Source organism: Aminobacter niigataensis (assembly GCF_946995915.1).
Classification (GTDB): Bacteria; Pseudomonadota; Alphaproteobacteria; order Rhizobiales; family Rhizobiaceae; genus Aminobacter; species Aminobacter niigataensis.
The window spans coordinates 2,566,812-2,591,454 of the sequence record NZ_OX341517.1 but is presented as its reverse complement, the minus strand read 5'-3'; the positions used below and the strand labels follow the sequence as shown (position 1 = coordinate 2,591,454).

The 24,643-nt window shown below is 63.9% G+C and carries 26 protein-coding genes and 1 other RNA gene; 10 read left to right on the top strand and 17 right to left on the bottom strand.

Annotated elements, in window-relative coordinates; translation table 11 throughout:
- Nucleotides 1–49 precede the first annotated feature (49 nt).
- From O1Y97_RS12555 to mraZ, 4 genes are read right to left on the bottom strand one after another with little or no spacing between them, the layout of a single operon-like run.
- The gene (locus O1Y97_RS12555; RefSeq protein WP_183260352.1) at nt 50–1,759 is read right to left on the bottom strand and encodes a peptidoglycan D,D-transpeptidase FtsI family protein; all 1,710 of its coding nucleotides are present in this window, start codon (nt 1,757–1,759) and stop codon (nt 50–52) included.
- Nucleotides 1,756–2,130, bottom strand: coding sequence for a cell division protein FtsL (ftsL, locus tag O1Y97_RS12550; RefSeq protein WP_108607620.1), 375 nt, complete (start codon nt 2,128–2,130; stop codon nt 1,756–1,758). The genes O1Y97_RS12555 and ftsL overlap by 4 nt, the downstream gene beginning before the upstream one ends.
- Before the next feature lie 4 nt (nt 2,131–2,134).
- Nucleotides 2,135–3,151, bottom strand: a complete 1,017-nt coding sequence (gene rsmH / locus O1Y97_RS12545; RefSeq protein ID WP_183260348.1) for a 16S rRNA (cytosine(1402)-N(4))-methyltransferase RsmH — start codon at nt 3,149–3,151, stop codon at nt 2,135–2,137.
- Nucleotides 3,148–3,606, bottom strand: coding sequence for a division/cell wall cluster transcriptional repressor MraZ (gene mraZ / locus O1Y97_RS12540; RefSeq protein WP_055969736.1), 459 nt, complete (start codon nt 3,604–3,606; stop codon nt 3,148–3,150). The genes rsmH and mraZ overlap by 4 nt, the downstream gene beginning before the upstream one ends.
- A 399-nt stretch (nt 3,607–4,005) precedes the next feature.
- Here mraZ and O1Y97_RS12535 point away from each other — a divergent pair, with 399 nt between their 5' ends.
- Nucleotides 4,006–5,121: a cystathionine gamma-lyase gene (locus O1Y97_RS12535; protein WP_318761241.1), complete on the top strand. Its 1,116-nt coding sequence runs from the start codon at nt 4,006–4,008 to the stop codon at nt 5,119–5,121.
- Between the two features lie 40 nt (nt 5,122–5,161).
- Here the strand turns inward: O1Y97_RS12535 and O1Y97_RS12530 are convergent, their stop codons facing one another.
- From O1Y97_RS12530 to O1Y97_RS12510, 5 genes are all read right to left on the bottom strand, one after another.
- Entirely contained in the window at nt 5,162–5,434 is a 273-nt protein-coding gene (locus O1Y97_RS12530) for a type II toxin-antitoxin system ParD family antitoxin (RefSeq protein WP_318761240.1), read from the bottom strand.
- 149 nt (nt 5,435–5,583) lie between these two features.
- Nucleotides 5,584–5,981, bottom strand: an RNA gene (gene rnpB / locus O1Y97_RS12525) — RNase P RNA component class A.
- A gap of 81 nt (nt 5,982–6,062) precedes the next feature.
- A complete protein-coding gene (locus O1Y97_RS12520) occupies nt 6,063–6,764 on the bottom strand; it encodes a lytic transglycosylase domain-containing protein (RefSeq protein WP_318761239.1) in 702 nt (233 codons plus the stop codon).
- Nucleotides 6,765–6,916: 152 nt separating this feature from the next.
- Complete coding sequence (locus O1Y97_RS12515) at nt 6,917–7,681, bottom strand: N-acetylmuramoyl-L-alanine amidase (protein ID WP_318761238.1); 765 nt, start codon at nt 7,679–7,681, stop codon at nt 6,917–6,919.
- On the bottom strand, nt 7,678–8,397 hold the full coding sequence (locus O1Y97_RS12510; RefSeq protein ID WP_108607616.1) for a J domain-containing protein: 720 nt from the start codon (nt 8,395–8,397) through the stop codon (nt 7,678–7,680). The genes O1Y97_RS12515 and O1Y97_RS12510 overlap by 4 nt, the downstream gene beginning before the upstream one ends.
- A gap of 146 nt (nt 8,398–8,543) precedes the next feature.
- Between O1Y97_RS12510 and O1Y97_RS12505 the strand changes: the two genes are divergently transcribed.
- Nucleotides 8,544–9,446 (top strand): DMT family transporter, encoded by a 903-nt coding sequence (locus O1Y97_RS12505; RefSeq protein ID WP_318761237.1) that lies wholly within the window; start codon nt 8,544–8,546, stop codon nt 9,444–9,446.
- A 55-nt stretch (nt 9,447–9,501) separates the two neighbouring features.
- Here the strand turns inward: O1Y97_RS12505 and O1Y97_RS12500 are convergent, their stop codons facing one another.
- Nucleotides 9,502–9,786, bottom strand: coding sequence for a hypothetical protein (locus O1Y97_RS12500; RefSeq protein WP_318761236.1), 285 nt, complete (start codon nt 9,784–9,786; stop codon nt 9,502–9,504).
- A 206-nt stretch (nt 9,787–9,992) separates the two neighbouring features.
- Here O1Y97_RS12500 and O1Y97_RS12495 point away from each other — a divergent pair, with 206 nt between their 5' ends.
- Nucleotides 9,993–11,237, top strand: coding sequence for a DUF3419 family protein (locus O1Y97_RS12495; RefSeq protein WP_318761235.1), 1,245 nt, complete (start codon nt 9,993–9,995; stop codon nt 11,235–11,237).
- Nucleotides 11,237–11,902: a class I SAM-dependent methyltransferase gene (locus O1Y97_RS12490; protein ID WP_318761234.1), complete on the top strand. Its 666-nt coding sequence runs from the start codon at nt 11,237–11,239 to the stop codon at nt 11,900–11,902. The genes O1Y97_RS12495 and O1Y97_RS12490 overlap by 1 nt, the downstream gene beginning before the upstream one ends.
- On the opposite strand, the gene O1Y97_RS12485 is transcribed toward O1Y97_RS12490, so the two are convergent.
- Entirely contained in the window at nt 11,895–13,280 is a 1,386-nt protein-coding gene (locus O1Y97_RS12485; protein WP_318761233.1) for a serine hydrolase domain-containing protein, read from the bottom strand. The two genes, O1Y97_RS12490 and O1Y97_RS12485, sit on opposite strands and share 8 nt — an antisense overlap.
- Before the next feature lie 232 nt (nt 13,281–13,512).
- Here O1Y97_RS12485 and O1Y97_RS12480 point away from each other — a divergent pair, with 232 nt between their 5' ends.
- On the top strand, nt 13,513–14,316 hold the full coding sequence (locus O1Y97_RS12480) for a glycoside hydrolase family 25 protein (protein ID WP_318761232.1): 804 nt from the start codon (nt 13,513–13,515) through the stop codon (nt 14,314–14,316).
- Nucleotides 14,317–14,512: 196 nt separating this feature from the next.
- Complete coding sequence (locus tag O1Y97_RS12475; RefSeq protein WP_318761231.1) at nt 14,513–15,733, top strand: lytic murein transglycosylase; 1,221 nt, start codon at nt 14,513–14,515, stop codon at nt 15,731–15,733.
- 75 nt (nt 15,734–15,808) lie between these two features.
- Here O1Y97_RS12475 and O1Y97_RS12470 read toward each other — a convergent pair whose 3' ends face one another.
- Together O1Y97_RS12470 and O1Y97_RS12465 are read right to left on the bottom strand one after the other, a co-directional pair.
- Nucleotides 15,809–16,696: an NAD-dependent epimerase/dehydratase family protein gene (locus O1Y97_RS12470; protein WP_318761230.1), complete on the bottom strand. Its 888-nt coding sequence runs from the start codon at nt 16,694–16,696 to the stop codon at nt 15,809–15,811.
- 135 nt (nt 16,697–16,831) lie between these two features.
- Nucleotides 16,832–18,052 (bottom strand): alanine racemase, encoded by a 1,221-nt coding sequence (locus O1Y97_RS12465; RefSeq protein WP_108607607.1) that lies wholly within the window; start codon nt 18,050–18,052, stop codon nt 16,832–16,834.
- Between the two features lie 158 nt (nt 18,053–18,210).
- Between O1Y97_RS12465 and O1Y97_RS12460 the strand changes: the two genes are divergently transcribed.
- Nucleotides 18,211–19,107, top strand: coding sequence for a DMT family transporter (locus O1Y97_RS12460; protein ID WP_183260325.1), 897 nt, complete (start codon nt 18,211–18,213; stop codon nt 19,105–19,107).
- A 411-nt stretch (nt 19,108–19,518) separates the two neighbouring features.
- On the opposite strand, the gene metF is transcribed toward O1Y97_RS12460, so the two are convergent.
- Together metF and O1Y97_RS12450 are read right to left on the bottom strand one after the other, a co-directional pair.
- Nucleotides 19,519–20,433 (bottom strand): methylenetetrahydrofolate reductase [NAD(P)H], encoded by a 915-nt coding sequence (metF, locus tag O1Y97_RS12455; RefSeq protein WP_108607605.1) that lies wholly within the window; start codon nt 20,431–20,433, stop codon nt 19,519–19,521.
- The gene (locus O1Y97_RS12450) at nt 20,433–21,440 is read right to left on the bottom strand and encodes an ArsR/SmtB family transcription factor (protein WP_183260323.1); all 1,008 of its coding nucleotides are present in this window, start codon (nt 21,438–21,440) and stop codon (nt 20,433–20,435) included. Before O1Y97_RS12450 ends, metF begins: the two co-directional genes overlap by 1 nt.
- Nucleotides 21,441–21,559: 119 nt before the next feature.
- Between O1Y97_RS12450 and tsaA the strand changes: the two genes are divergently transcribed.
- The 3 genes from tsaA (at nt 21,560) to O1Y97_RS12435 (ending at nt 22,747) form a co-directional block, all read left to right on the top strand.
- On the top strand, nt 21,560–22,060 hold the full coding sequence (tsaA, locus tag O1Y97_RS12445; RefSeq protein ID WP_318764205.1) for a tRNA (N6-threonylcarbamoyladenosine(37)-N6)-methyltransferase TrmO: 501 nt from the start codon (nt 21,560–21,562) through the stop codon (nt 22,058–22,060).
- 2 nt (nt 22,061–22,062) lie between these two features.
- Nucleotides 22,063–22,377, top strand: a complete 315-nt coding sequence (locus O1Y97_RS12440; protein WP_108607602.1) for a DUF2293 domain-containing protein — start codon at nt 22,063–22,065, stop codon at nt 22,375–22,377.
- 88 nt (nt 22,378–22,465) lie between these two features.
- A complete protein-coding gene (locus O1Y97_RS12435) occupies nt 22,466–22,747 on the top strand; it encodes a toxin-antitoxin system YwqK family antitoxin (RefSeq protein WP_318761229.1) in 282 nt (93 codons plus the stop codon).
- Here the strand turns inward: O1Y97_RS12435 and O1Y97_RS12430 are convergent.
- Together O1Y97_RS12430 and O1Y97_RS12425 are read right to left on the bottom strand one after the other, a co-directional pair.
- Nucleotides 22,744–23,361, bottom strand: coding sequence for an MOSC domain-containing protein (locus O1Y97_RS12430; protein WP_318761228.1), 618 nt, complete (start codon nt 23,359–23,361; stop codon nt 22,744–22,746). The two genes, O1Y97_RS12435 and O1Y97_RS12430, sit on opposite strands and share 4 nt — an antisense overlap.
- A gap of 93 nt (nt 23,362–23,454) precedes the next feature.
- Complete coding sequence (locus O1Y97_RS12425) at nt 23,455–24,576, bottom strand: beta-ketoacyl-ACP synthase III (RefSeq protein WP_318761227.1); 1,122 nt, start codon at nt 24,574–24,576, stop codon at nt 23,455–23,457.
- Nucleotides 24,577–24,643 lie beyond the last annotated feature (67 nt).

The window sequence follows — 24,643 nt, the reverse complement described above, 5'->3', positions numbered from 1 at the left end:
GTTCCGTTCGCTACATACAAAGCGGCGCGCCGCCGGCGCGCCTGCAGAATCAGGGATAAGAAGCCAGAGTTGCACCACCTTCTTGGCCGAATTCTGGCTTGACGCCAAGCAGAGGCGCCGAACGCCGGATAATATTGGCCACCATCGGTGCAGCGGTGAAGCCTGCCGTGGCTGAACGGGTTGACCCCTCCATCTTCGGCTCGTCGATGATCGTCAGCACCAGATATTGCGGATCGTCCATCGGAAAGGCGGCGATAAAGGCGTTGAAGTTCTTTTCCTTCGAGTAGCGCCCGTTGACGACCTTTTCAGCCGTACCGGTCTTGCCGCCAACTCGATAGCCGGGAACCGTGCCGCGCTTGCCGGAACCACCCGGCGCCGTCGCGTTCAGATTGTACAGATAGCGCATCTCTTCGCTGGTCTTTTCGCTTACCACCTGCCTTGAAACAGCCATTGCCTCTTCCAAGGTTCGTGGCAGGAAGGTCGGCGTCATGTAACGGCCGCCATTCATCAGCGCCACCGTGCCGGCCGCAGTCTGCAACGGCGTCGTCGAAAAGCCGTGACCGAACGCAGCGGTGATCGAATGCACCTTCTTCCAGACCTTCGGCTCGGTCGGACGGGCCGTTTCGGGCAGTTCAGTCTGCAGGCGGTCGAGCAGGCCCAGGCGCTTGAGGAATTCGCGGTGCCCTTCGATGCCGACGACGTCGGCCTCCTTGGCCGAGCCGATATTGGACGAATAAATGAACACCTCCGGCACAGTCAGCACCCGGCCCTTGCCGTGGAAGTCGCGGATGGTCTGGCGTCCGATGGTGATCGGACGGCTGGCGTCAACGGTGCTGTTGAGCGTCATCTTGCCCGAATCGAGCGCCATTGACGTGGTGAAGCTCTTGATCGTCGAGCCCATTTCGAACAGGCCCGCCGACATGCGGTTCAGGCGGTCCTTGTCCTGGGCGTTGAACGGGTTGTTGGGATCGAAATCGGGAACCGAGCCCATGGCCAGCACTTCGCCGGTCTTGACGTTGATTACGACAGCACCTGCAGCGATGGCACGATACTTTTCGAGCGCGGTGACGAGTTCGTCCCGAACGATGTGCTGGACGCGCAGGTCGATCGACAGCTTGACCGGCTTGAGGTCCTTGGCGATCGCCAGCCCGGAGGCCTGCAGATCGGCGAGCCCCTGGTCGTCGATGTATTTTTCGAGACCGGAAATACCCTTGTTGTCGATGTTGGTCAGGCCAATGATGTGCGAGGTCGTCTCTCCGCCGGGATAGAAGCGCCGCTTTTCGGTACGGAATGCAATGCCGGGAATGCCGAGTTGCATGATCTCGGCCTGCTGCTTGGGCGTCAGCTGCCGCTTCAGCCAGACGAAGCCTGTGCCGCTTTTGAGCTTGAGGTAGGTCTGCTCGACCTCGAGGTCGGGCAGCACGGTCGACAGCTTCTCGATCGCCTCGTCGGCGTCGACGATGCGGCGCGGTTCGGCAAACAGCGATGCAGTCTTGATATCGGTTGCCAGGACCTCGCCATTGCGGTCGACGATGTCGGGGCGCGATGCGGTCACGCGGCTTTCGGGTCCGTTCGACGTCTCGGGGTCCTGCATGGCGAGATAGACGAGACGGCCGCCGATCGTCGCATAGATACCGAAGAACACGGCCATGGTCATGACGACGCGGTTGCGCGTGCGTCCGCCGGTGGCTTTCCGCGCGCTGTCGACGACGATGGAGCTGTCGCCCGCGCTGCGCTTCTTGCCGAACAATCCGATCATTGGGCGATCCCTCCGGTCGTGGTTTGGTCCGGCGCAATTTCGGCAACCCCGCCAAAACGCTCGCTCGTGATGTCTTCGATGGTCAGCGGGCGCACCGGCAGATCCTTGAGACTGACGATCTGGCGGGCATCCACGGACTGAAGCTTGAGTTCCGCCTCATAGGTCTGGGCCAGTTTCTGCAGCCGCGACGGCTGGGTGAGCAGGCTCCAGTCGGCTTTGAGCAGGTCGGTAGTGTCTTCCTCGAAGCGGATTTGCGCCTGGATCTTGCGGACGGCATCGAGCTGGTTCTCGGCCTCGTGCTTGGTCTGGTAGGTGAAGGCGGCAGCGCCGACCATTGCGGCGATCAGCACGATGTCACTGGTGCGGAACATGGGCTCACCTTTCTCCCGACTGGCTGACGTCGGGAAGCTTCGGAAGTCCGAAAATGGAAAAGTCTTCGCCGCGCGGCGCAACGCTCGTGCGCACCGCGGCACGCAACTTGGCCGACCGCGAACGTGGGTTGATCGCGGTCTCGGCGTCGCCTGGCCCGACCGCATTGCCCGCCTTGGTGAAGGTCGTCGCAATCACTTCGAGTTCCGGCATGTAGCGCGAACGCGACGGCGCGCTGGAGCGATCGGCGATGAAGCGCTTGACGATGCGGTCTTCGAGCGAATGGAAGGTGACGACCACGAGGCGCCCGCCGGGCTTCAGCGCACGCTCGGCGGCAAACAGCGCCCGCGCCAGTTCGCCGAGTTCGTCGTTGACGTAAATGCGCAGTGCCTGGAAGACGCGCGTCGCCGGGTGGATCTTGTCCTTGGGCGCGCGGCCGATATGCGTTTCGATGGCATCCGCCAGGTCGAGCGTGCGCTCGAACGGCCGCTTTTCCCTGCGGTTTTCGATCATGCGGGCGATGCGCCCGGCGTGCCGCTCCTCGCCGAGGAAACCGAAGATGCGCGCGAGATCGCCGGCCTTGAAACGATTGACGACGTCAGCGGCACTCGCGCCCGCCTGGGCCATGCGCATGTCGAGCGGGCCGTCGGCGCGGAACGAGAAGCCGCGCTGTGCCTGGTCGAGTTGCATCGACGAAACGCCGATGTCGAGCACCACGCCATCGACCAGCTCGACATGCTCGTCGAGGCTGGAGAATGGCGCCTGCACCAGGCGCAGCTTGCCGCCCGATTGCGCCTCCAGATCACGGCCGGCAGCGATGGCATCGGGGTCGCGGTCGATCGCCACGACGGAAGCACCGGTCGCCAGGATGGCCTTGGTATAGCCGCCGGCGCCGAACGTGCCGTCGATGACGACTTCGCCCGGCTGCGGCTTGAGCGCGGCCAGGACCTCGGCGAGGAGCACCGGAATGTGGCGGGCCGGTCCGCCGACAGCATGTTGGTCATCGCCGTGACCCGCCATCATTCCGGTCGCTCCCCAGGCTTCGTCCCCTGCCGAAGCTTCAAGAGCCGGGCGCGAACATCCGCGCCATGGCTGCGCAGCCGCTCCGGCTCCCACATTTGGAAAAACTGCCCACGCCCGACAAAGGCCACGTCGGTGGTGATCCCCGTATGCTCGCGCAGGAAATCCGAGACCGAAATGCGCCCGTCCTGGTCGAGTTTCAGGAAGGTGCTGTCGCCATGGATGAAAAAGGACATGTCGTCCGCCGTCTGCAGGAACGGATCTTCTTGTGCGATGCGCTGCTCGTAACGGTCGAGCAGGTCGAGCCCACCGACATCGAGCGCCGGAACGTCGAGCGCCCTCAACGCATAAAGCTCGGCGTATCCGCGCTTCTGCAATACGGCACGGAAATGCGCCGGAACGGAGACCCGTCCCTTCGCATCGATCCTGTTCACCGCATTTGACAGAAACCGATCCATCGTATGATCCGACCGCTTCCGCGGCCGCGCCCCTCGTCGTCATGTCGCCCGCGCCCCAATGGCCCGGCCCAACCGCAAATCCAGACTGTCTCCGTTGATCGACAATGCATTGCCATCCGCAGCCGCCGCGACTGCCGGATCGGCGAACGCCTCACCCTCTGCTGGAACGAAATCATGGTTACCGATTTGGGATAACATGGGGTGATATGGGCGTCAACGGGAACAGGGTGCACTTCAATGCCTTGACGGACCTTTCGAGCCCTCTCATGGCATCCCGATTTTTATGATCCCTTAAGGCTAACGAAGGGTTACGAGCGGCTGGCACAAGACGAGTTCCCTTGCCCGGTCGCGCCACTGCCCTTAGCGTCGGATGCCACCTTCACCGAGAGCCCGCAAACCATGACGAATGCATCGAGTTCCCGCGCAGCAAAGCTAGCCCACCTGCGCCGCGCCAGGCTCTCCGTCGGCGACCCCATTCCCCTGCCCTTGACCATGGCGGCAATCTTCCACGCTCCCGGCGACGCCACCGGCTTCAACCAGTACGGCCGCTTCAGCAATCCGACCTGGGACGCGGTCGAAGAAATGCTCGGCCATCTGGAGGACGCGCCCTGCGTGGCGTTCCCATCGGGCATGGGGGCGATCTCGGCGGTGTTTTTCGCCTTGCTCAAGTCAGGCGATCGCATTCTGCTGCCGTCGGACGGTTATCACACCACCCGAATCCTGGCGGACCGCTTCCTCCGTGCCTTTGGCGTTGCCTGCGACGTCAGGCCGACATCGTCATTCCTCGACGGTGGTTTTGACGGCTATCGGCTGGTCTTTGTGGAAAGCCCTTCCAACCCGGCACTCGACATCTGTGATATCGCCGCGGTGGCGGCTACGGTCCACAAGGCTGGCGGCCAGTTGGTGGTCGACAATACCACCATGACGCCCTTCGGCCAGCGGCCGCTCGACCTCGGCGCCGACATCGTCGTCGCCGCCGACACCAAGGCGCCCAACGGTCATTCGGACGTGCTGTTCGGCCACGTCGCCAGCCGCAACGCCGAAATCATCACCGCCGTCGCCGAGTGGCGGCAGAATGCCGGCGGCATTCCGGGACCGTTCGAAGCCTGGCTGGTCCATCGCGGCCTGGAGACGCTCGAATTGCGCTTCGACCGCATGTGTTCGTCGGCGGAAGTCATCGCGCAGAGGCTGAAGCAACATTCGGCTGTCAGCGGCCTCCGATACCCGGGCCTGGCCGACGACCCGTCCCACAATCTGGCGCGCGCCCAGATGGAGCGCTTCGGCTTCCTGATCAGCTTCGACCTCGGTTCGGAAGAAAGGGCCGAGGATTTCATCAACGGCTGCGAACTGATGCATGCGGCGACATCATTCGGCGGCGTCCACACGGTCGCCGAACGCAGGCTCCGCCGCGGCGATGCGGTCACGCCGGGCTTCGTCAGGCTTTCAATCGGCTGCGAGCCGGTCGAGGAATTGTGGGCTGCGATCGAGGCGTCGCTGGACAGGGTCGGCGGCTGAACACCTACGAAGCCGTCCGCCTTATGTGCACGGGTTGACCTCAACGACCTGCTTGGCCAAGCCGCTTGCGCGCTTCGGCCTTTAGCTGATCCATCGTGTCGAACTGCCCCGGCCCGCTATCGATGCCTTCCTGGATCAGGGCGCGCAGTTCCTCGATGGTGTAGCCGAAGAGGTCGCGTCGTTCCTTCCAGAGCCGCAATGCGTCGCGGATGACTTCGCTGGCGGAGGCATATTCCCCGGCATCGACCGCGCCATCGACGGCGGCGGCAAGCTCGGGTGAGAGCGTGATGCTGCGTTTGTCGACATGGCTCATGGCTCTGCTCCCGTTTGCGACAATGGTACGATCAAATCGTACCAGACTCAAGAACAGCAGCGGGGTTTGCCCTGGCGGGCAACATCGGCGCCCTGACTCAAGACGCGCAAACATCGTCGCAAACCACTGAAGTCATGGGGCTAAAAGGCAGCGCCAGCTGGCCTGTAAGCCGGGTTCTGTATGGCCCCCGCGCCTTGCGGCACGGGAACGTGGCGACCATTCTTCTTGGACGCATGTTGCCATGCGCCTCACGCAACCTACCCGGGCGGTGAGCCGGAAACAGCCCTGAGGGTCGCCCCTCGTACCGCCCCTATTCGGTTTTGCTCCCGGTGGGGTTTGCCGTGCCGCTCCTGTTGCCAGTCGCGCGGTGGGCTCTTACCCCACCCTTTCATCCTTACCGCGGAAAACCGCGGCGGTTTGCTTTCTGTGGCACTTTCCCTGGGGTCGCCCCCGCCGGCCATTAACCGGCACCGTGTATCCATGGAGCCCGGACTTTCCTCACCCGCGGCCTTTCGGCAATTACGGGTGCGGCCGCCCGGCCAGCTGGCAAGGCGTATAGAATGGTTCGCACGGCAAAAGGCAAACAAAAACGTGCGCCGTCCCGGGAACCATCCCTGTCCTCGGGCCGTTAGCCGCCGATACGAGCCTGCACTTTTTTGCAATAGGCGGCAGAAATCGGGTTCATGCGCTTGGCGCCGTGGCCGGCGTTGTATTTGAGGATCGTGCCGCAGGTGGTGCCGCCCGCAAGCTCATGCGCCTTGGCGAGATACTTGAGGCCAAACTTGATATTGGTTTCCGGGTTAAACAAACCCTTGGCCGAGCCGCTGTAGCCCATCATCCGTGCCGTTGCCGGCTTGATCTGCATCAGGCCGATCTCGCCGGCCTTGCCACGCGCGTTCGGGCGATAGTTGCTCTCGACGCTGATGACGGCATGCGCAAGCGACACTGGGACGCCATAGGACGAGGCATAACGCGCGACGATTTCGCCGAACGGCGCATTCGACTTGGTTGCCCTGGCCGTCTTTCCGGCCTGTTCCTTGACGGTCTTGGCACCCTTGGCGCCGATCGATGCAGTCTTGAAATTGTCGATGGCAGCTTCTTTCTTGGAGCTGCAGCCGAAGAGATAGGGGCAATCGTCCGCCGCCTTGTTCATCTTGGCTTTTGTGGTGGTTTCGATGATCGCCTTCGAGGCCCTGACTGCTCCGTCCTGGGCGTGAGCGGCAAAAGAAGTCAGGCCGGCGGCTAACGCCACCGCAACAACGGTCAAATTCTTCATGTTATCCTTGTTCTCGAACAGGCCGCGCGACAGCCGAAAGCTGTCGTGCAGCATCCCTTCCTCGACGCCGGGGCCCTCTTCGGGGCATGGCAGGATTAGCCGGCGCCTTGCACGGAGATGCATGTGACGGGCGAACTGGCGGGAAAAATGGCCGGGCAAGTCACAAAGGGTGACAGGTTGTAATCTTTGCGAATCAGCTACCTAGACTAGTCAAGGCTTCCTTCGAGGGACGAAAGCAGCCGCCGCAAGGTCGAAATTGTCGAGGCATCGGCCACCCCGTCAACACAGCTGGTGCGAAAATGTCGTTGAAAAGCTTGGACAGTTACCGCTGTCTGCGCATCGAAATGGCCCGTGATCTCGACACCGTATCCATAGAGCGCCAGCATCGACTGCAGCTCCTCGACAGCGTTGCCGACCTCGCCAGGTTGCATTTCCCGGCGCCCATTGCGCGGCGAAGGTGCGACCCAATGACCTATGCCGGCCTCGTGCAGCGTGCGCCACGAAAACTTCTCACCCGGGTCAACCTTGCGCCCCAGCGCCACATCCGAATGCGCCAGCACACGTTCGGGCGGCACATTGTGGCGCTCGGCAATGCCCTGGCAGAGCGCGATAACCGCCTCCATCTGCCGCCGTGGAAAAGAACGATAGCCGAAGGCATGGCCGGGATTGACGATTTCGATGCCGATCGAACAGGAGTTGATGTCGGTCTGGCCACGCCAGGAGCTCTTTCCGGCATGCCAGGCCCGGTCGCTTTCGCGTACCATCTGCACGATGCGGCCGTCCTCGTGCACAAGATAGTGCGACGACACCTCGCTCGCCGGATCGCACAGCCAGGCCTCAGCGCCCTCGCCGGTTTCCATGCCGGTGTAGTGCAGCACGATCATGTCGGGCTTCACACCCTCACGCCGCAGCCCGAAATTGGGCGATAGCCGGACCTCGGCATGCGGGTGGTCGGGTTGGAAACCGCTCATGCGTGCCGCAGCCCCCTTTCGATCATTTCGTAGGCCGCATTGATTGCGGCGATGCGCGTCGTGGCGATTCGGATGAACTCTTCCGGCAGGCCGCGTGCAATCAGCTTATCGGGATGGTTGTTGGCGACAAGCTTGCGATAGTGCTTGCGCACATCCTCGAACGATCTGCCGCGCTCGATGCCGAGCACCCGGTACGGATCGGCCTCGCCGAGATCGAGATGGCGCGCTAGGATCGTCTGGTAGTGGGATTCCTCGATACGGAAGATCTCCGACACCCGATGCAGGAACGTGCTCTCGCGCTGATGCAGCATTCCATCCGACTTGGCGATGTGGAACAGCCCGTCGAGAATGTCCTCGAGCATGCCGCAGTTCGCATGGCCGGAGCCGCACAGCCGGGCCATGCGCTGGGCATAGAGCTCGTAGCCGGCAACATCCTGCTGGGCGAGGTCGTAGAGGCGAGCCACGTCGCGCGCATGCTCGGGCGGAACCGCAAAGATCTCGTAGAAGGCGCGAACCTCGTCCTGGGACACCACGCCATCGGCCTTGGCCATCTTGGCCGAAAGCGCGATCATCGCCACCGAAAAAGCGACGCGGCGGCGCAATTCGGCATCGCCTGAAAAGACGGTTCGGACAGCCTCCACGACATCGGCCACGCCGTTTGCCGCCGAGGCCGAGATACGCGCAATGAAGTCGCCGAGGCGGTCCCAAATCGACATGGCCGCTTCTTAGGATGAAACATTCGCAAATGCGAGATGCCATTGCGCTCGACGCATAACTTTGTCGGCACTGCATGCCCTGGACCAAAACTCTGGACCAACGGAAAATCCACGACGAGAAAGCCCGCCCCCGCTAACGGTGCGCTATGGATGCGCGCAACACCACGCAGTCGACCCACAGGCCTTCCCGCGAGACCATCGGGCTCGCTCTGGGAACGCTTGGCGTCGTCATCTTCGGCGGCACCTTGCCGGCGACGCGCGTCGCGCTGACCACATTTACGCCCTGGTTCGTCACCCACGGCCGCGCCGCGATGGCGTCCATTGCCGCGGCCCTGCTGCTCTTCATCCTGCGCAAGCGCTTTCCGAAGAGCGATGCGCCGGCATTGTTCCTGGCCGGCCTGCTTCTGGTGTTCGGCTTCCCGATCTTCTCTTCGATCGCCATGCAGACCGTGCCCGCTTCGCATGGCGGGGTGGTGCTCGGCGTGTTGCCGCTGACCACCAGTATCTTCGCTGCGATCATCGGCGGCGAGCGGCCATCGGTCTTTTTCTGGATCTGCGGGGTCGCCGGCGCCGTCCTCGTCGTCACTTTCGCCATAAGCGACAGCGGCATGCAGCTTTCGACCGGCGACCTGTTCCTGTTCCTCGCAGCCCTGTCGGCCAGCCTGGGCTATGTCGTCTCCGGCAAGCTTTCGCGCCACATGCCGGGCTGGGAGGTCATCTGCTGGTCCTTGATCCTGACCGCCCCCATCTCCGTCCCCGCGGCGATCTGGAGCTGGCATCCTGAATTCACCCAGGCCACGTCGTCAGAGACCTTCGCGTTCTTCTATCTCAGTTTCGGCTCTATGTTTCTGGGGTTCTTTGCCTGGAATGTGGGCCTCGGCATGGGCGGCATCGCCCGGGTCAGCCAGGTCCAGTTGCTTCAGTCTTTCGTCACGCTGGCCATATCGGCATTCCTGCTCGGCGAACATGTGGGCGCGCATACGGTGCTGTTCGCCCTCGGCGTCATCGCCATAGTCGCTCTCGGCAGGCGCGCGCGCGTCTCGCGCTGAGACCCAACAAAAAAGGCCGGAGCAGTTGCTCCGGCCTTTTCCTCCTCCCGCTCGCTTACTGTGCGGGGGCTGCCGGTTCGACCGGCTTGGGCTGCATCGTGTCGTGGTTCTGCATCTCATCGTCAGTGCCGGTCTCCGGCGTCGGCGTGATGCTCTGGGTGGTCGAGTTGTCGGTAGCCGGAGGGGTCGCCTCAGGCGTCGCGGGCGCCGGTGTAATCGGTGCCGGCTCCTCGGTGGCGGGCGGCTGCACGCTCTGCGTCGTCGTGTCGTCGGTGTCGCTACAGGCGGCAACGCCAAACAGTGCGATGGCAGCGACCGAACCAAGAATGAGCTTCTTCATGACAATCTCCTTTCGAAACGGCCCGTCAGGCGGGCGTCGGAGAGAAAATGCATGGGCGTGGCGGCGGTTTCATAACGTTCGGAGTCCGGCTGTCACATTCCCAGGCAGCCCGGCAATGTCGCACAGGCGTCATTTGGGCGTCACCGCGCTGTCACGCCGGTGCGCTACCCGCTGCGGCCAACAACGAAGCGGGGAATCGCATTTCCATGACCGACGTTTCCGGAGAACTTGTCTTTCGTCGCGGCAAGAAAGTTGGAAAGGCGGTCTACCAGAACCGCCCGCTTTCCAAGGAAGGGCTTTCAGAGCGCCTCTTTGCGCTTCTGTTTTCCGGCCTGGTCTACCCCCAGATCTGGGAAGACCCCGAGGTCGACATCGAAGCGATGCAACTGGCCCAGGGCCACCGCATCGTCACCATAGCCTCAGGCGGCTGCAACATCCTCGCCTATCTCACCCGTTCGCCCGCCCGGATCGATGCCGTCGACCTGAACGCCGCCCACATCGCGCTCAACAAGATGAAGCTGGCCGCCGTCCGCCACCTGCCGTCGCAGGCCGACCTGTTCCGCTTCTTCGGCACCGCCGGCACCGAGCACAACTCACATGCCTATGATCGCTTCATCGCCCCCCATCTCGACGCCGCCACCCGCGGCTACTGGGAGCGCCGCAACTGGCGCGGCAAGCGGCGCATCGCAACCTTCGACAGCAATTTCTACAAGACCGGTCTGCTCGGCCTGTTCATCGCCGCCGGCCACCGCGCGGCGAAGCTCTATGGCGTCGACCCCGCCGGCATCATGGCGACCGGCAACAGGGCCGAACAGCGCCGCTTCTTCGACGAACACCTGGCCCCGATCTTCGACCGCCGCGCCCTGCGCTGGATAACGTCGCGAAAGTCGTCGCTGTTCGGCCTCGGCATTCCGCCGGCGCAGTACGACTCCCTGCTGACCTCGGGCGACGGTTCGATGGCGGGCGTGCTCCGGGCTCGCCTCGAAAAGCTCGCCTGCGACTTCCCGCTCCAGAACAACTATTTCGCCTGGCAGGCCTTCGCCCGCCGCTATCCAGAGCCCGGCGAAGCCGCGCTGCCCGCCTATCTCGAGCAGGCCAACTATGCGACCATTCGGGACAACGTCGATCGCGTGGCGATCCATCACGCCAATTTCACCGAACTGCTCGCCGGCAAGGATGCCGGTTCGGTCGATCGATACGTCCTGCTCGACGCCCAGGACTGGATGAGCGACGTTCAGCTCAACGCCCTGTGGACCGAAATCACCCGCACCGCAGCCCCCGGCGCACGCGTCATCTTCCGCACCGCCGCCAAGCCGAGCCTGCTGCCCGGCCGCCTGTCGCCTGCTCTTCTCGACCAATGGACCTACGCAGACGAGATGTCGCGCGACTTCACCGCGCGCGACCGTTCGGCGATCTATGGCGGCTTCCACCTCTATGTGAAGAAGCCCTGATGAGTGCGCCCGAGCTCTCGGCCAGCCATTCCGGGCTGATGGACCGCGTCTACCGGCATCAGCGCCATATCTATGATCTGACGCGCAAATATTACCTGCTCGGCCGCGACCGGATGATATCGGAGCTGTCCCCGCCCACTGGCGGAACCGTGCTCGAACTCGGCTGCGGCACCGGGCGCAACCTGATCCTTGCCGCCCGGCGCTTTCCGAACGCCCATTTCTACGGCCTCGACATTTCCGCCGAGATGCTGGCAACCGCCAGGGCATCGATTGCCCGGGCCGGTCTTTCGGACCGCATTTCGCTGGCGCAGGCGGATGCAACCTCGTTCGATGCCGCTGCCCTGTTCGGACGCAGCGGCTTCGACCGGGTGTTCGTCTCCTATGCCCTGTCGATGATCCCAGGCTGGGAGCGCTCGGTTTCCGCGGCGCTCTCGGTGTCAGATGGCTCGCTCCACATCGTCGATTTCGGCCAGCAGGAAGGTTTGCCCGGCTGGTTCCGCAACCTCCTTCGCGGCTGGCTTGGAAAATTCCATGTCTCGCCACGCGAGAGGCTGGCCACGGAGATCGCACAGCAGGCCCAGGCTGCAGGCAAGAGCTTTCGCTTCACCTCGCTGTACCGAGGTTATGCCTGGCTCATCGTCGTGGGCGGACCGAAGCCTATTTGAGCGCCGCCACCAGCGCCGCCAGCATGGCCTGTGGCTTGTAGTGCAGCTTCGACGGCGTCAGCCCCATGCGCACCACCACCAGATTGGCCGATGGCACGATCGCCACCGTCTGCCCGTCATGGCCCTGCATCCAGAACGCATCCGCAGGCAGGTCGAAGCCGGCGTCGGGATCTTCGCCTTCGGGCGAGCCGCCTTCGGGGCCGCGCAGCCAGAGCTGGCCACGGCCATATTCGCCGTTCGAGGCGGGAGCAGCCTCCCGCATCCACGCAACATACCCTTCCGGCAGCACGCGCGTGCTGTTCCACACCCCATCCTGCAGCAGGAATTGACCAAAGCGCGCCCAGTCATGCGCCGTGGCATAGAGATAGGACGAGCCGGCGAAAGTGCCGCGCGCATCGGCCTCCAGCACCGCACTTGTCATGCCGAGCGGCCCGAACAGCTTTTCGTGCGGCCAGGCAAGCGCCTTGGCGGGATCGCCGACCGCATCCTGCCACAGCCGCGACAAGAGCAGCGTCGTGCCGCTGGAATAGGAAAACACCTTGCCGACCTCGCTGGCCAGCGGCTTGGCTTCGGCGAAGCTCGCCATGTCGGGTTCCAGATAGAGCATGCGCGTCACGTCGGTGACGTCGCCATAATCCTCGTTGAACGCGAGCCCGCTCGACATCGCCATCAGGTCCGCCAGGCTGATCGCTGCGCGGCCGTCGGCCTTCCACCTCTCGAACAGCCCGTTCTTGTCGACCGACATCCTGCCCTCGCCGACCAGCGTGCCGATGATCGCCGCCGTCACCGTCTTGGTCATCGACCAGCCCAGCAACGGCGTAGTGGCGCTGAAACCCTCACCGTAGCGCTCGCCGGCGATCCGGCCGTTCTGCACGACGACGATGGCCCGCATACCCGGGCCGGCGAGGCCGGCGTCGTCGAGGATCGCAGCAATAGCCGGGTTCTGCGAGGCATCGACCTTGTCGCCTTCCGGCCACTGCGCATCGCTCTTGGCTGCGGTCGCGGCCGGAACCGGGCCGAGCGCCGCAGCAGCGATGTCGCCATCCGGCACGTTGCTGCAGCCGGCGCCGTCATGCACCACGGCAAGACCCTTGCCGAAGATGCCGAACAGCCCCGCGCGCACCGTGCCGGCGCTCTCGTCGACATCGACCGACATCAGCCTGAGCAGCGGATGCCCCGGAGCCTGGACATCGTCGGCCAGCACCTGACTGGCATCCCGGCCGGCAATGAAGACGTTGGAGCAGACGATCTTGGCGGCATAGCCCGAGCCGACCCGGATCAAATCAGGCGGCGCGAAATAGAGCCAAGCGGAGAGCCCCGCAACCACCACGACGACAAGAACCACCAGCCACTTCAGGACCTTGCCGAGCATGCGCATTGCTGTCCCCGCCCCGCTGTCTTGCTTCCGCCTTGGAATTGCCGTCATTCCTCACGCAAATCTTTGAGGCTGTCGAGCGCGATCAACGGTTTATCAACCATGATCGGCGATCACAGAGGGGGATATGCGGTGTCTCGGGGAAACCGCCGATCCATCAGAACAGTATCTGGCCGCAGGGCCTGCCCCATAAACGATGTGCTCTGGCCGGTTCTGCCGGTCGCAAGGAGAAGTAATGCGCCGCGTTTCGGCTCTTGTGCTGCTCGCCTTTCTCGGCGCCTGCTCGACATCGGACACCCTGTCGCTTGCCCCGACGGGCAAGCCAGGCGCCATGGCCAGCGTTTCGGTCAAGAATCCGCGCTTCAGCGACAGCGATCCGCACCAGTGGGAAAGCGGCGCGCCCTGGACCTATGCCGTCCACGGCACCGACGTTTCGAAGTACCAGACCTCGATCGACTGGCAGCAGGCCAAGGGCAGCGGCATCTCCTTCGCCTTCATCAAGGCGACCGAGGGCGGTGACCGCGTCGACGACTATTTCGGCGAGCACTGGCGCGAGACCAAGGCTGCCGGCGTGCCGCGCGGCGCCTATCACTTCTATTATTTCTGCCGGCCGGCTGCCGAACAGGCGCGCTGGTTCATCCAGAACGTGCCAAATGAGCGTTCTTCGCTGCCGCCGATCCTCGACATGGAGTGGAACCCGCAGTCGCCGTCCTGCAAGCTACGGCCGCCGGCAGCCACGGTGCGCAGCGAGATGAAGATCTTCCTCGAAATGGTCGAAAACCACTACGGCAAGAAGCCGATCATCTACACATCGATCGATTTCTTCGACGACAACGATCTGTCGACCTTCCGCGGCTATCCCTACTGGCTGCGCTCCGTCGCCGGCCATCCGACCTCGAGATACGGAAGCCACCCCTTCACCTTCTGGCAGTACACCGGCACCGGTGTCGTGCCAGGCATCAGGGGCGACGCCGACATCAACGTGTTCAACGGCACCGAGGCCCACTGGAAAAAGTGGCTCGCCGCCAACACGAGGTAGCATTTTTCCCCGCAGTCCTGCCTGCACCGCCGGGCTGCGTATTTCGCATGGCAGATGCGACAAGAAGAGGGGGTGCGGCCCTCGCCCTGGTTCTGTAGAAGGCGCGGCAAAGACATCGACTTGGCCGTCTGCCTGCATTTCGCCATCCGGCGAAGGCAAGAACCCGGAATGACGGGCCAAGCAGGAGACCTGCCCAATGAATCTGCTGAGCAAAGCGCTGGCCGCTGTTCTGTTCGCCACAGCCGCCGCGCCCGCTATCGCCCAGGACACCGCTGCCGTATCCCAGGCCGCGCCTGCGGCAACCTCTGAATGCGGCGACGATTTCGCCACCTGGAAGCAGAACCTCGCCAACGAGGCCCGCGCCGCCGGCGTCGGCGAAAAGGGCCTGTCGGCGCTGACAAATGCCGTCATCGATCCTAAGGTGCTGGAGCGCGACCGCGCCCAGGGCGTCTTTGCCCAGACCTTCACCCAGTTTTCCGAACGCATGATCAGCGACTACCGGCTCAAGCACGGCGCTGCCAACCTGCAGAAATATGGCCAGTACTTCGCCAAGGCCGAACAGGACTATGGCGTGCCCGGCCCTGTCATTGCCGCCTTCTGGGCGCTGGAAACCGATTTCGGTGCCGTGCAGGGCAACTTCAACGCGCTCAACGCGCTTGTCACGCTGGCCCATGACTGCCGCCGCCCGACGCTGTTCCGGCCGCAGGTCGTACCGCTGCTGACCCTGATCGACCGCAACGTGCTGCCTGCCGACGTCAAGGGCGCCTGGGCCGGCGAGATCGGCCAGACCCAGATCCTGCCCTCCGACTACCTGGCGCGCGGCGTCGACGGCGACGGCGACGGCACTGTCGACCTGCGCAACACGCCGGCCGACGTCATCCTTACCACCGGTAAGAAGATCGAGTCGCGCGGCTGGAAGCGCGGCGAACCCTGGATCGAGGAAGTCCGCGTGCCCGCCGAAATGGCCTGGGAAGAAACCGGCCGGACCAACAAGCAGCCACTCGCCAGATGGGCTGCGATGGGCATCACCATGCGCGACGGCACCCCGCTCAAGGACACCGGCCTCAAGGCCGGCATCGTGCTGCCGATGGGCCGCAAGGGCCCTGCCTTCCTGACCTACGACAATTACGACGTCTATCTCGAATGGAACCAGTCGGCGACCTACACGCTGACCGCCGCGAATCTGGCGACGCGCCTCGCCGGCCAGCCGGCTTTCGATCGCGGCAATCCCGACGCGGGCCTGACCGGCGACGCCATGAAGCAGTTGCAGCAGAAGCTCGCCGACAAGGGCTACGATGTCGGCGGCATCGACGGCATTTTGGGCACCAACACCCGCGAGGCCATCCGCCAGGAGCAGATGCGCCTCAAGCTGCCGGTCGACGGCTGGCCGACGGACGAGCTGCTGGCGAACCTCTGAGGCGTAGCGAGTAGCGAGTAGCGAGTAGCGAGTAGCGAGTAGGAATACTCGCGCTTCTTCCCTATTCGCTACTCCCTATTCCCTATTCGCTCTCTGGAACAACGAAGCCGCGTCTTGGTGGACCGGCTTCCAGCCAAGCTCGGCACGTGCCTTATGCCCGCTCAGCCGCTGGCTGAGGGCATAGCCCCGCGCCCATTCACCCAGCCGCTCCGCCGCAAGGTCGGCGCTGACGATGTGGACTTCGGGATGCTCCGTCCCGATCAACCGCGCCACTTCCGGCACGATCTCGCCGACGGCCAGACCGTCGATGGCCGAGCCATTGTAGACCGAACCGGGTTTCGCCTTTTCGAGCACCTGCAAATACAGGTTGGCGAGATCGTCGGCATGGACCAGCGGCCAGACCACCTGCTCCGAGCCGATAACCTCGACCGGCTTTCCCTCGCGCATCGCTTCCATGAACGAGGAAAACACGCCGCCTTCACTCGAATAGACCATCGCCGGATGCACGACGAAGCTGTCGATCTCGGGGGCTTCGAGAACCCGCCTCATATTGGTGATCGTCTCGCTGAATGCCGGCAGCGGATCAAACGGGCTGTCTTCGGATGCCACCCTCTCTCCCGTCGCCCCGAACAGCCAGCTGCCGCCGGTGTAGACGAAGCGCGGCCGCTTCGGCATCGCGCCCAGCACAGGCAACAGCGCATCGAGCAGCGCCATGTCCACCGGCCCCATGTCGTCGCCAAAGTCTGATGCGGCATGAATGACCCCATCCAACGTCGGTAGCTTGGCCACCCATTCCGCCGGCGCGCGCAGGTCGCCGAGCAGCGGCGTCGCCCCGGCAGCCGTCAGGCGATCTGCCGAGGTCTCCGAGCGGGCCAGGCCAATGACCTCATGTCCGGCCTCGACCAGCCGCTGCAACACATGACTGCCGATGAATCCGGTGCCGCCGAGAAGAAAAATGCGCATGCGAATGGTCACTTAGAGAATAACGAATAGCGAATAGCAGATCGGATTGTTCGCGCGGCAATTCAAGCCGCTTTTCCCTATACCCCACTCACTTTTCCCTACTCCCTACTCGCTAGTCCCTATTCGCTGCCCCCCTCAATCCGCCATCGTCTCCAGGCTGGCGAAGCCCACAGGCGCCTCGCCTTCGTCGAAAGGCGTCGTCACCTCGACGAAGGTGTCGGGATAAAAGCCGTTGAAACGGGTGCGCAGCGACAGCGAATAGGCCCCGATATGGCCGATCTCGATCCAGTCGCCGGTGTCGATGGTCTCCGGCAGCCAGAACGGCCGCGACAGGATGTCGACGGAATCGCAGGTCGCGCCGCACACCTTGAACGGCACGATGCTGCCGGCATCGCCGTTGCGCGTGCGGATCGCCGGATCAGGAATGAAGCGCGCCGGCAGCGTGATCTTGCCGGTCCACGAATCCGACAGTGACGCCCAGATGCCGTCGTTGATGTAGAGCCGCCTGCCCTTGCGCAGCAGCACCCGCACGATCAGCGACAGGCAGCGCGCCACGATCACGCGGCCGGGCTCGGCCACCAGCGGCATCTCGTCGAAATTGTATTCTTTCAGGTCGGCGCGGAAGCGCGACATGATCTGCCCGATAGATGGCATCGCCGGTTTCTTGCTGTTCGGATCATGGCCGTATTCGGCCGGGAACCCGCCTCCGACATCGAGCCCGGCAAGATCGAAGCTGATGCGGTTGCGCACCCAGTCGACCGAGGCAAGCGCGCGCTCATAGGTGTCGGGGTCCTCGATCTGGCTGCCGACATGGAAGCACAGCCCGACCTTGTAGCCGTTGCGGTTCAGCCGCTCGGCCAGTTCGACGGCGTTGGCTGGCCCGGCACCGAACTTCTTCGACAGCTCGTAGGCCGCCGAGCCCTTGGTCTGCACCCGCACAAACACGGTGATCGCGCCAGGATCGATGTCGAGCGCCCGTACCACGCGGTTGAGCTTGTTGATCTCGTCCTCATGATCGACGGCGATCACCCTGATGCCATAGGTTTCCAGCGCCAGCCTGATGTCGGACTGCGCCTTGACCGGGTGCATGTAGATCATTTCGGCCTCGGCCGTGACCTCCCTGACCGCCGCGAATTCGCCGGGCGATGCCACGTCGAACATCGTCACGCCGGCCTCGACCAGCGCCTTGAGCACGATCAGTTCGCCGTTCGTCTTGACGGCATAGGCCGTCCTGCCGGGAAACATCTCCATGAAGTTCCTGGCATCGGTCTTGAGCACTTCTGGCCGGAAACAATAGACCGGGGCATCCGGACGGAGCGCCAGTGCCGCTTCGCGCGCATTCTCGAATCGCTGCATGGAAGCTCCTCGTTACCGGCCGGAATCTAAAGCAAGCCGCCGATGATGCAACCCGAGCGAGTTTGGCAGGAGCGTTGCGTCACCGTTTGGATTCGGGTGGCCCTACCCGAGAATCGCGCGTAGCTGTCGAATGTGACAAAGCGAAGAAGGAAGCCGAAATGAGTGCACGCGACTGGGCAAGACTGCTGCTTCTGGGCGTCATCTGGGGCGGCTCGTTCTTTTTCGTCCATATCGCGGTGGCCGAGATTGCGCCGCTCAAGCTTGTCCTGTTCCGGGTGATGATCGCTGCATGCGCGCTGCACCTCTATCTGCTTGTCCGCGGCCCCTCCTTCCGCCTCGCGCTGCCGCTGGCAGCAACGCTGTTCGGGCTGTCGCTGCTCAACAACGTCATTCCCTTCTCGCTGATCTTTGCCGGCCAGACCGAGATCGGCGCCGGCCTGGCTTCGGTGCTCAACGCCACCACGCCGTTCTGGACGCTGATCATCGCCAACATGATGACATCGGACGAGAAACTGAACTGGAACAAGCTCGCCGGCATCGCACTCGGCATCGCCGGCACCGCCGTCATGATCGGACCCGGGCTGGTCGCCGGCCTCGGCGGGCCGGTCTGGGCCAAGCTGGCGCTGATCGGCGCATCGCTGTCCTACGCCTTTGCGCTGATGGTGGCACGGCGGCTCAGGGGCGTGCCGCCGGCAGTGGTGGCGACCGGCCAGCTCACCGCTTCCACCATCATCATGATACCGGTCGTGCTCACCGTGCACGGCACCGACGGTCTGTTTGTGGCGAGCAGTGGCGCGTGGATGGCTGTTTTCGCGCTGGCGCTCATTTCAACCGCCTGCGCCTATCTGCTGTTCTTCGGCCTGGTCGCGTCGGCGGGCGCCACCAACACTTCGCTGGTCACCCTCATCGTGCCGGCGAGCGCCATTCTGCTTGGCGTGACCTTCCTCGGAGAGCGGCTTGAAGCCTTCGAACTGGGTGGCATGGCGCTGATCGCGTTGGGCCTCGTCACCATCGACGGACGCCTGTTCAGGCGCCGAGCGGCCGCTGCGGGCTAGGTGTTTGCCACAATTTGTCCACAACTGCAGCCAGCCGTTTTGGTAAACAAAACCAAAGGCTAAGGGCGGGGAATGCGTCGCATTTCTCACAATCTTGTCGCAATGCAGCACATTTTTTGCTTGTGTGTGGCCGAAATGACCCTAGATTCCGGCCTGTGGCTTGCGCAGAGGAGGCTATGCATGGGACTGACTAGGTCAATCAATGCACTCATGATTTGCGCCGCGTTTGCTTTTATCGGCGCGCTCATCGTTGGAGTTCTTCCATAAGGCCGCTAAGACGGCGGAAGACGATAGCACCTCTAAGGTGGACAACTTAAAAAAAGGCCGGGATCAAAGTCCCGGCCTTTTTGGTTTCTACAGCGCCGCGCCCCCACGGACGCGCAAACTACTTTGCAGCTTGTCGAAACCGCCTCAGGCCGCCGCCGCACCCTGTACCACCGGCTGTGGCCGGATGCCGATCATGTGGCATACCGCCACCACCAGGTCGGAGCGGTTCATCGTGTAGAAATGGAAGTCGCTGACGCCGCGCTCGACGAGATCGAGCACCTGCTCGACCGCGACTGCCGCAGCCACCAGCGCATGCGTCTGCGGGTCCTTGTCCAGCCCTTCGAAGCGTTCGGCCAGCCAGTTCGGCACATGTGCGCCACAACGGGCGGAGAAATTCGCCACCTGGGCGAAGCTGTGGATCGGCAGCACGCCCGGCACGATCGGAATGTAGATGCCGGCCTTGCGGGCGCGCTCGACGTAGCGCTCGTAGAGGTCGTTGTCGAAGAAGAACTGGGTGACGGCCCGCGTCGCGCCATTGTCGACCTTGCGCTTCAGCATGTCGAAATCGGTAGCGAAATCAGGGCTTTCCGGATGCTTTTCCGGATAGGCCGACACCGAGATGTCGAAATCGCCCTGCGCCTTGAGCGCGCCGACCAGCTCGGCGCCATTGGCATAGCCGCCCGGATGCGGCTGGTAGGCAGCGCCCACGCCTTCCTTGGGGTCGCCGCGCAGCGCCACGAAGCGCTTGACGCCCATGGCGGCAAACTCCGCGATCACCTGGTCGACCTCCTCGCGGGTGGCGTCGACGCAGGTCATGTGGGCTGCCGGCGTCAGCGTCGATTCCTGCAGGATGCGCTTCACCGTGCGCGCGGTACGCTCGCGCGTCGTGCCGCCGGCGCCATAGGTCACCGACACGAACTGAGGCTTCAGCGGCTCGAGCCTGGTCACCGTTTCCCACAGCCGTGCCTCCATCTCGTCGTTCTTGGGCGGGAAGAATTCGAACGAGACCCGGATCTTGTTGCCGATGTCGGAACGCCTGGACAGGGGGTATTGGTTCATCAGGCGGTTTCCCTTGCGGCTTGAATGTCTGGAATTGGTTCGGCGATCAGCTGGCGGCGGTCGCGTGCCAGCCACAGCTTTACGGTCAGGCTGGCCTTGGACGATCCGCGCGGCTCGAACTCCTGCGTATCATCGAGTTCCAGCCCTGCCTCGGCCAGCCAGTCGGCGATTTGCCGGTCCGAGAATCCGAGGCGCGCATGCGCATGCTCGGAGCGCAGGAAATCGAGGCCGTGCGGCGCGAAATCGACGATCACCAGCCGCCCCGACGGGCGCAGCAGGCGTGCCGCCTCCTGGATGGCGCGGGCCGGATCGTCGAGGAAATGCAGCACCTGGTGGACGGTGACGAGATCGAAGGCGTCGCGCTCGACCGGCGGCGAGAAGATGTCGCCCTGGCGCACCTGCGCATGGGCCACCCCGGCCTTGTCGAGATTGGCACGCGCCACCGCCAGCATCTCGCGCGACATGTCGATGCCGACGCCGCGGCGATAGAGCGGCGCAAAGATTTCTAGCAGCCGGCCTGTGCCGGTGCCAAGGTCGAGCATCGACTGGAACGGCCGCTTGCCGACCAGCTTCACCAGCGCGGCCTCGACGGCGCGGTCGGGCGCATGCAGCGAACGGATCTCGTCCCAGCTCGCGGCATTGGCGCTGAAGTAATGTGCCGCCCTCTCCTGCCGCTTGCGCTTGACGTCCACGAGGCGTTCGAAATCGCGCACCACCTGGCCGTCGCCCTTGTCGATGCCAGACACCAGCCCCTGCACGAAGCCACGCGCCTGATCGGCGTCGGACAGTCGGAAGAAAGCCCAGGAGCCCTCCTGGTAGCGGTCGATCAGCCCGGCCTCGAGCAGAAGCTTGAGATGACGCGACACACGCGGCTGCGACTGGCCGAGGATCTCGGTCAGGTCGGAGACGGTGAGGTCGCCGCGCGAAAGCAGCGTCAGGATGCGAAGGCGACTGGATTCGGCAGCCGCCTTCAAGGTATCTACCATGGTGTCGAGCGTAACGTGCATCGGCTTTGGTTCTCGCCAAAAGACATAAACATATCTTTATGTGACGAAGCGAGCGATTGCAACGCCCAATGTCGCATGCGGGCAAGAAAATGGCGCGACCGTGGGAGGGGCCTATGCAGATGTTCGAACAGCGCGAGGGCGAGATTGCGCTGGCCGGCGATCCCGCGCAGTCGTCCGACGCCAGCCTTGCCTATATCGGCCGTATCACCTCGCCGTGGAAGCTGCGCGAGGAGTGCCCCAAGAACATGGATGCCGCACGCGAGCGCGGCGGCGGCGCAACCGTCACGGTCGACGAGCTCTACCGGCCGGGCCTCGCCGGGCTGGCCGGCTTCAGCCACGTCGTCATCCTCAGCTGGTTCGAAAAGGCGCCGCGGAATCTGATTGTGCAAAAACCGCGCCATGCAACTGAAGCAAAAGGCGTTTTCGCCCTTCGCTCGCCTGCCCGGCCAAACCCTATTGGAATGCATGTCGCCCGCATCGTTGCGCTCGACGTCGAAACCGGGGTGATCGAACTCGACGCCATCGACGCGCTCGACGGCACCCCCGTCATCGACCTGAAACCCTATTTCGCATCCGTCGACGCCTTTCCGGACGCTTCGCGTCCGAGCAAGGACACCTGAGCATGGCTGCACCCACCGGCCGCCGCCGCGCTGTTGCCAGGTCGCTGACAGCACTGCTGCCGCTGGCGCCCTACGCGGACACGGAGGCCATCCGCGCCGACGCGCTCGCCGTGCATATGAAGACGCTGCCGCCTTCCATCGCCGTCTGGCTGGCGACCGTCGCCCATGTCCGCCACGCCCACAGCGACTACGAAAAGCTCCTGTCGGAAGGCTACGACCGCGATTCCGCCCGCTTCTTCGTCATCGGCCAGATCAACGCCACCCTCACCCGCTGGCGCGCCACGCGGCTGCTCGATCCCGACGACGAGGACGTCTAGTCACCCGGCCGCGCGTATCCTTGTCCCATTGCCCGCTCGCGCCATCTCTGCTTCCTCCGGCGCATCGCAGCTTGAGAGGAGCAAGCGCATGACCGAAAGCACCGAACCCTATCGCCATCATCACAAGGACGGCAGCCTGTGGGTCGTCGGCCAGTTGCGTGCCGGCCAGGCCGACGGCTATTGGGAATGGTTCCGCAAGGACGGCACGAAACTACGTTCCGGCCATTTTTCCAAAGGCGTCCAGGTCGGCGAATGGACGACCTATGACAAGGCAGGCAAGGTCTACAAGGTCACCACCATCAAGAAGGCGGCCGCGTCCCAAGCGGGCCAACCCGCTGACTGGCGCAGGCCTCCCCCGCTGACGGGCTAGGCCCTGTAGATCCACTGCTCGGGAACCCGCACCGAGACCTCTTCGCCGGCCGCGATCACGCCGGGCTTTTCGACCCAGGCGACCAGCCCGCGCAGGCGCTTTGCGGCCTTGGGGAACATCAGCGAGCCGGCGTCGTGGTCGGCCATGCGGGCATGCTCGGCGATCGAGCGCCCGGCGAGGCGACACGGAGCATTCTGTCCATCGATTTTGATCGTCACGCCACCCTTGAAGAACAGCATGGTGCCGGAAGGCAGCATCGACAGCATCGGCACGCCGTCGAGCAGGAGGTTGGCGCCGATCCACTCCGGCTTGATCTCGGCGAGCCCCATGCGCTTGGCGACGACGGCCAGTTCGTCGGGCGCCACGATGGAAAGCTGCCGCTCGTTGCGCATCTCGGTGCCGCGCGGATACCAGGGCTCACGCCCGCCCGACCGCCTGACATGCCCGGCATGAAAATCGCCGTCGATGCCCTCGAAGCTCAGCGGCAGCGCTTCTACCGCCCGGGTAACGAAATGGTCGAAAGGCGCGGTGTAGACGCCGGCAACGTGCGCGGCGAGCTTCCTGCCGGGCAGGATTTCAGGTTCGCCTTCCCTGCGCATCGTCGGATCGAGCATCTTTTGCCTCTCAATTAGAGGCGGCACATTGCCAATCAGCCCACAGAAAATCCAGACAAAAAGCCTGATCCCGGCATCACCCGGACTGATGCGTCAGTGCATCCGCACCAGGGCGCCGCCGATCGAATAGCCGGCGCCGAAGGCGCAGATCAGCCCGTGCTCGCCCGCCTTCATGTCCTCGTGGTTTTCCTTGAGCGCGATGATGGCGCCGGCCGCGGCCGTGTTGCCCAGCCGCTCCAGCACCATCGGTGCGGTGTCCTGGTCGGCCTCGTGGCCGAGCGCCAGCTTCAGGATCATGGCGTTCATGCGCGCATTGGCCTGGTGCAGCCAGTAGCGCCTGACGTCTGATGGCGTCATGCCGTGGTCGGCGAGGAAGGCGGTGATGAAGCGGTGCGCCGCATGCGTCACCTCCTTGAACACCTTGTTGCCCACCTGCTTGATCATGTTGCCCTCCATTTCGACGACGGAGGTGTTTTCCTGGCCGGCACGCAACAGGAAGCCGAAATTGGTGCGGATGTTGTTGGAGAACTGCGTCCAGTTGCGCGTATCGATGATCTCGAAGCGCCCCGGCCGGGTCTCCTTCGGGCCAATCGCCTCGACCACCATCGCCACCGAGGCATCGCCGAAGATGAAATGCGTCTGCCGGTCGCGGAAGTTGAGATGGCCGGTGATGATCTCGGGCGTGACGATCAGCACGCGCTTCTGCCCGCCCGAGCGCACCAGGTTGAAGGCGACATGCAGCGCCGCCGCCGACGACGAGCAGCCGAGGCTCATGTCGAAGGCCGCACCTTCGATGCCCAGTTCCTTCTGGATCTCGATCGATATCGCCGGATAAGGCCGCTGCTGGTGCGAGGCGGCACAGATCACCATGTCGATGTCGGCGCCAGTCAGCCCGGCATGGTCGAGCGCCTTGCGCGCCGATGCGACGCCGAACTCGGCTTCGACAGACAATGCGTCGTCGGCGCGTGGCGGAATGCGCGGCGCCATGCGTTCAGGGTCGAGAATGCCGTCGAGCGTGTGGACGTGGCGGTTTTTCACCCCCGAGGCATAGACGATGAATTCGCTGTCCGACTTGCGGACCGGTTCCTCGCCGGCGGCCTGCCTTCTGGCGTTCTCGATGTCGACCCAGGCGTTGAAGCTCTCGACCAATTCGTCGTTGCTGATCGACGCCTCGGGGATTTCAACGCCGATACCGCTGATGATGACGCGATGCATGAAAACCGTCCGATGCCTGCTATTGCTTGCGAACCCCGCCTCTCCGCAGGCTCCCCAGATTCGCCGA

Bases quoted from the DNA above. Each gene is read 5' to 3' on its own strand.
- metF (WP_108607605.1), bottom strand. From the start codon at position 20,433: ATGAACCAATACCCCCTGTCCAGGCGTTCCGACATCGGCAACAAGATC.
- O1Y97_RS12495 (WP_318761235.1), top strand. From the start codon at position 9,993: ATGACCGACGTTTCCGGAGAACTTGTCTTTCGTCGCGGCAAGAAAGTT.
- O1Y97_RS12485 (WP_318761233.1), bottom strand. From the start codon at position 13,280: ATGCGCATGCTCGGCAAGGTCCTGAAGTGGCTGGTGGTTCTTGTCGTC.
- O1Y97_RS12465 (WP_108607607.1), bottom strand. From the start codon at position 18,052: ATGCAGCGATTCGAGAATGCGCGCGAAGCGGCACTGGCGCTCCGTCCG.
- O1Y97_RS12505 (WP_318761237.1), top strand. From the start codon at position 8,544: ATGGATGCGCGCAACACCACGCAGTCGACCCACAGGCCTTCCCGCGAG.
- O1Y97_RS12530 (WP_318761240.1), bottom strand. From the start codon at position 5,434: ATGAGCCATGTCGACAAACGCAGCATCACGCTCTCACCCGAGCTTGCC.
- O1Y97_RS12520 (WP_318761239.1), bottom strand. From the start codon at position 6,764: ATGCTGCACGACAGCTTTCGGCTGTCGCGCGGCCTGTTCGAGAACAAG.
- O1Y97_RS12480 (WP_318761232.1), top strand. From the start codon at position 13,513: ATGCGCCGCGTTTCGGCTCTTGTGCTGCTCGCCTTTCTCGGCGCCTGC.
- O1Y97_RS12490 (WP_318761234.1), top strand. From the start codon at position 11,237: ATGAGTGCGCCCGAGCTCTCGGCCAGCCATTCCGGGCTGATGGACCGC.
- O1Y97_RS12535 (WP_318761241.1), top strand. From the start codon at position 4,006: ATGACGAATGCATCGAGTTCCCGCGCAGCAAAGCTAGCCCACCTGCGC.
- rsmH (WP_183260348.1), bottom strand. From the start codon at position 3,151: ATGATGGCGGGTCACGGCGATGACCAACATGCTGTCGGCGGACCGGCC.
- mraZ (WP_055969736.1), bottom strand. From the start codon at position 3,606: ATGGATCGGTTTCTGTCAAATGCGGTGAACAGGATCGATGCGAAGGGA.
- O1Y97_RS12510 (WP_108607616.1), bottom strand. From the start codon at position 8,397: ATGTCGATTTGGGACCGCCTCGGCGACTTCATTGCGCGTATCTCGGCC.
- tsaA (WP_318764205.1), top strand. From the start codon at position 21,560: ATGTTCGAACAGCGCGAGGGCGAGATTGCGCTGGCCGGCGATCCCGCG.
- ftsL (WP_108607620.1), bottom strand. From the start codon at position 2,130: ATGTTCCGCACCAGTGACATCGTGCTGATCGCCGCAATGGTCGGCGCT.
- O1Y97_RS12555 (WP_183260352.1), bottom strand. From the start codon at position 1,759: ATGATCGGATTGTTCGGCAAGAAGCGCAGCGCGGGCGACAGCTCCATC.
- O1Y97_RS12460 (WP_183260325.1), top strand. From the start codon at position 18,211: ATGAGTGCACGCGACTGGGCAAGACTGCTGCTTCTGGGCGTCATCTGG.
- O1Y97_RS12425 (WP_318761227.1), bottom strand. From the start codon at position 24,576: ATGCATCGCGTCATCATCAGCGGTATCGGCGTTGAAATCCCCGAGGCG.
- O1Y97_RS12475 (WP_318761231.1), top strand. From the start codon at position 14,513: ATGAATCTGCTGAGCAAAGCGCTGGCCGCTGTTCTGTTCGCCACAGCC.
- O1Y97_RS12430 (WP_318761228.1), bottom strand. From the start codon at position 23,361: ATGCTCGATCCGACGATGCGCAGGGAAGGCGAACCTGAAATCCTGCCC.
- O1Y97_RS12470 (WP_318761230.1), bottom strand. From the start codon at position 16,696: ATGCGCATTTTTCTTCTCGGCGGCACCGGATTCATCGGCAGTCATGTG.
- O1Y97_RS12435 (WP_318761229.1), top strand. From the start codon at position 22,466: ATGACCGAAAGCACCGAACCCTATCGCCATCATCACAAGGACGGCAGC.
- O1Y97_RS12440 (WP_108607602.1), top strand. From the start codon at position 22,063: ATGGCTGCACCCACCGGCCGCCGCCGCGCTGTTGCCAGGTCGCTGACA.
- O1Y97_RS12500 (WP_318761236.1), bottom strand. From the start codon at position 9,786: ATGAAGAAGCTCATTCTTGGTTCGGTCGCTGCCATCGCACTGTTTGGC.
- O1Y97_RS12450 (WP_183260323.1), bottom strand. From the start codon at position 21,440: ATGCACGTTACGCTCGACACCATGGTAGATACCTTGAAGGCGGCTGCC.
- O1Y97_RS12515 (WP_318761238.1), bottom strand. From the start codon at position 7,681: ATGAGCGGTTTCCAACCCGACCACCCGCATGCCGAGGTCCGGCTATCG.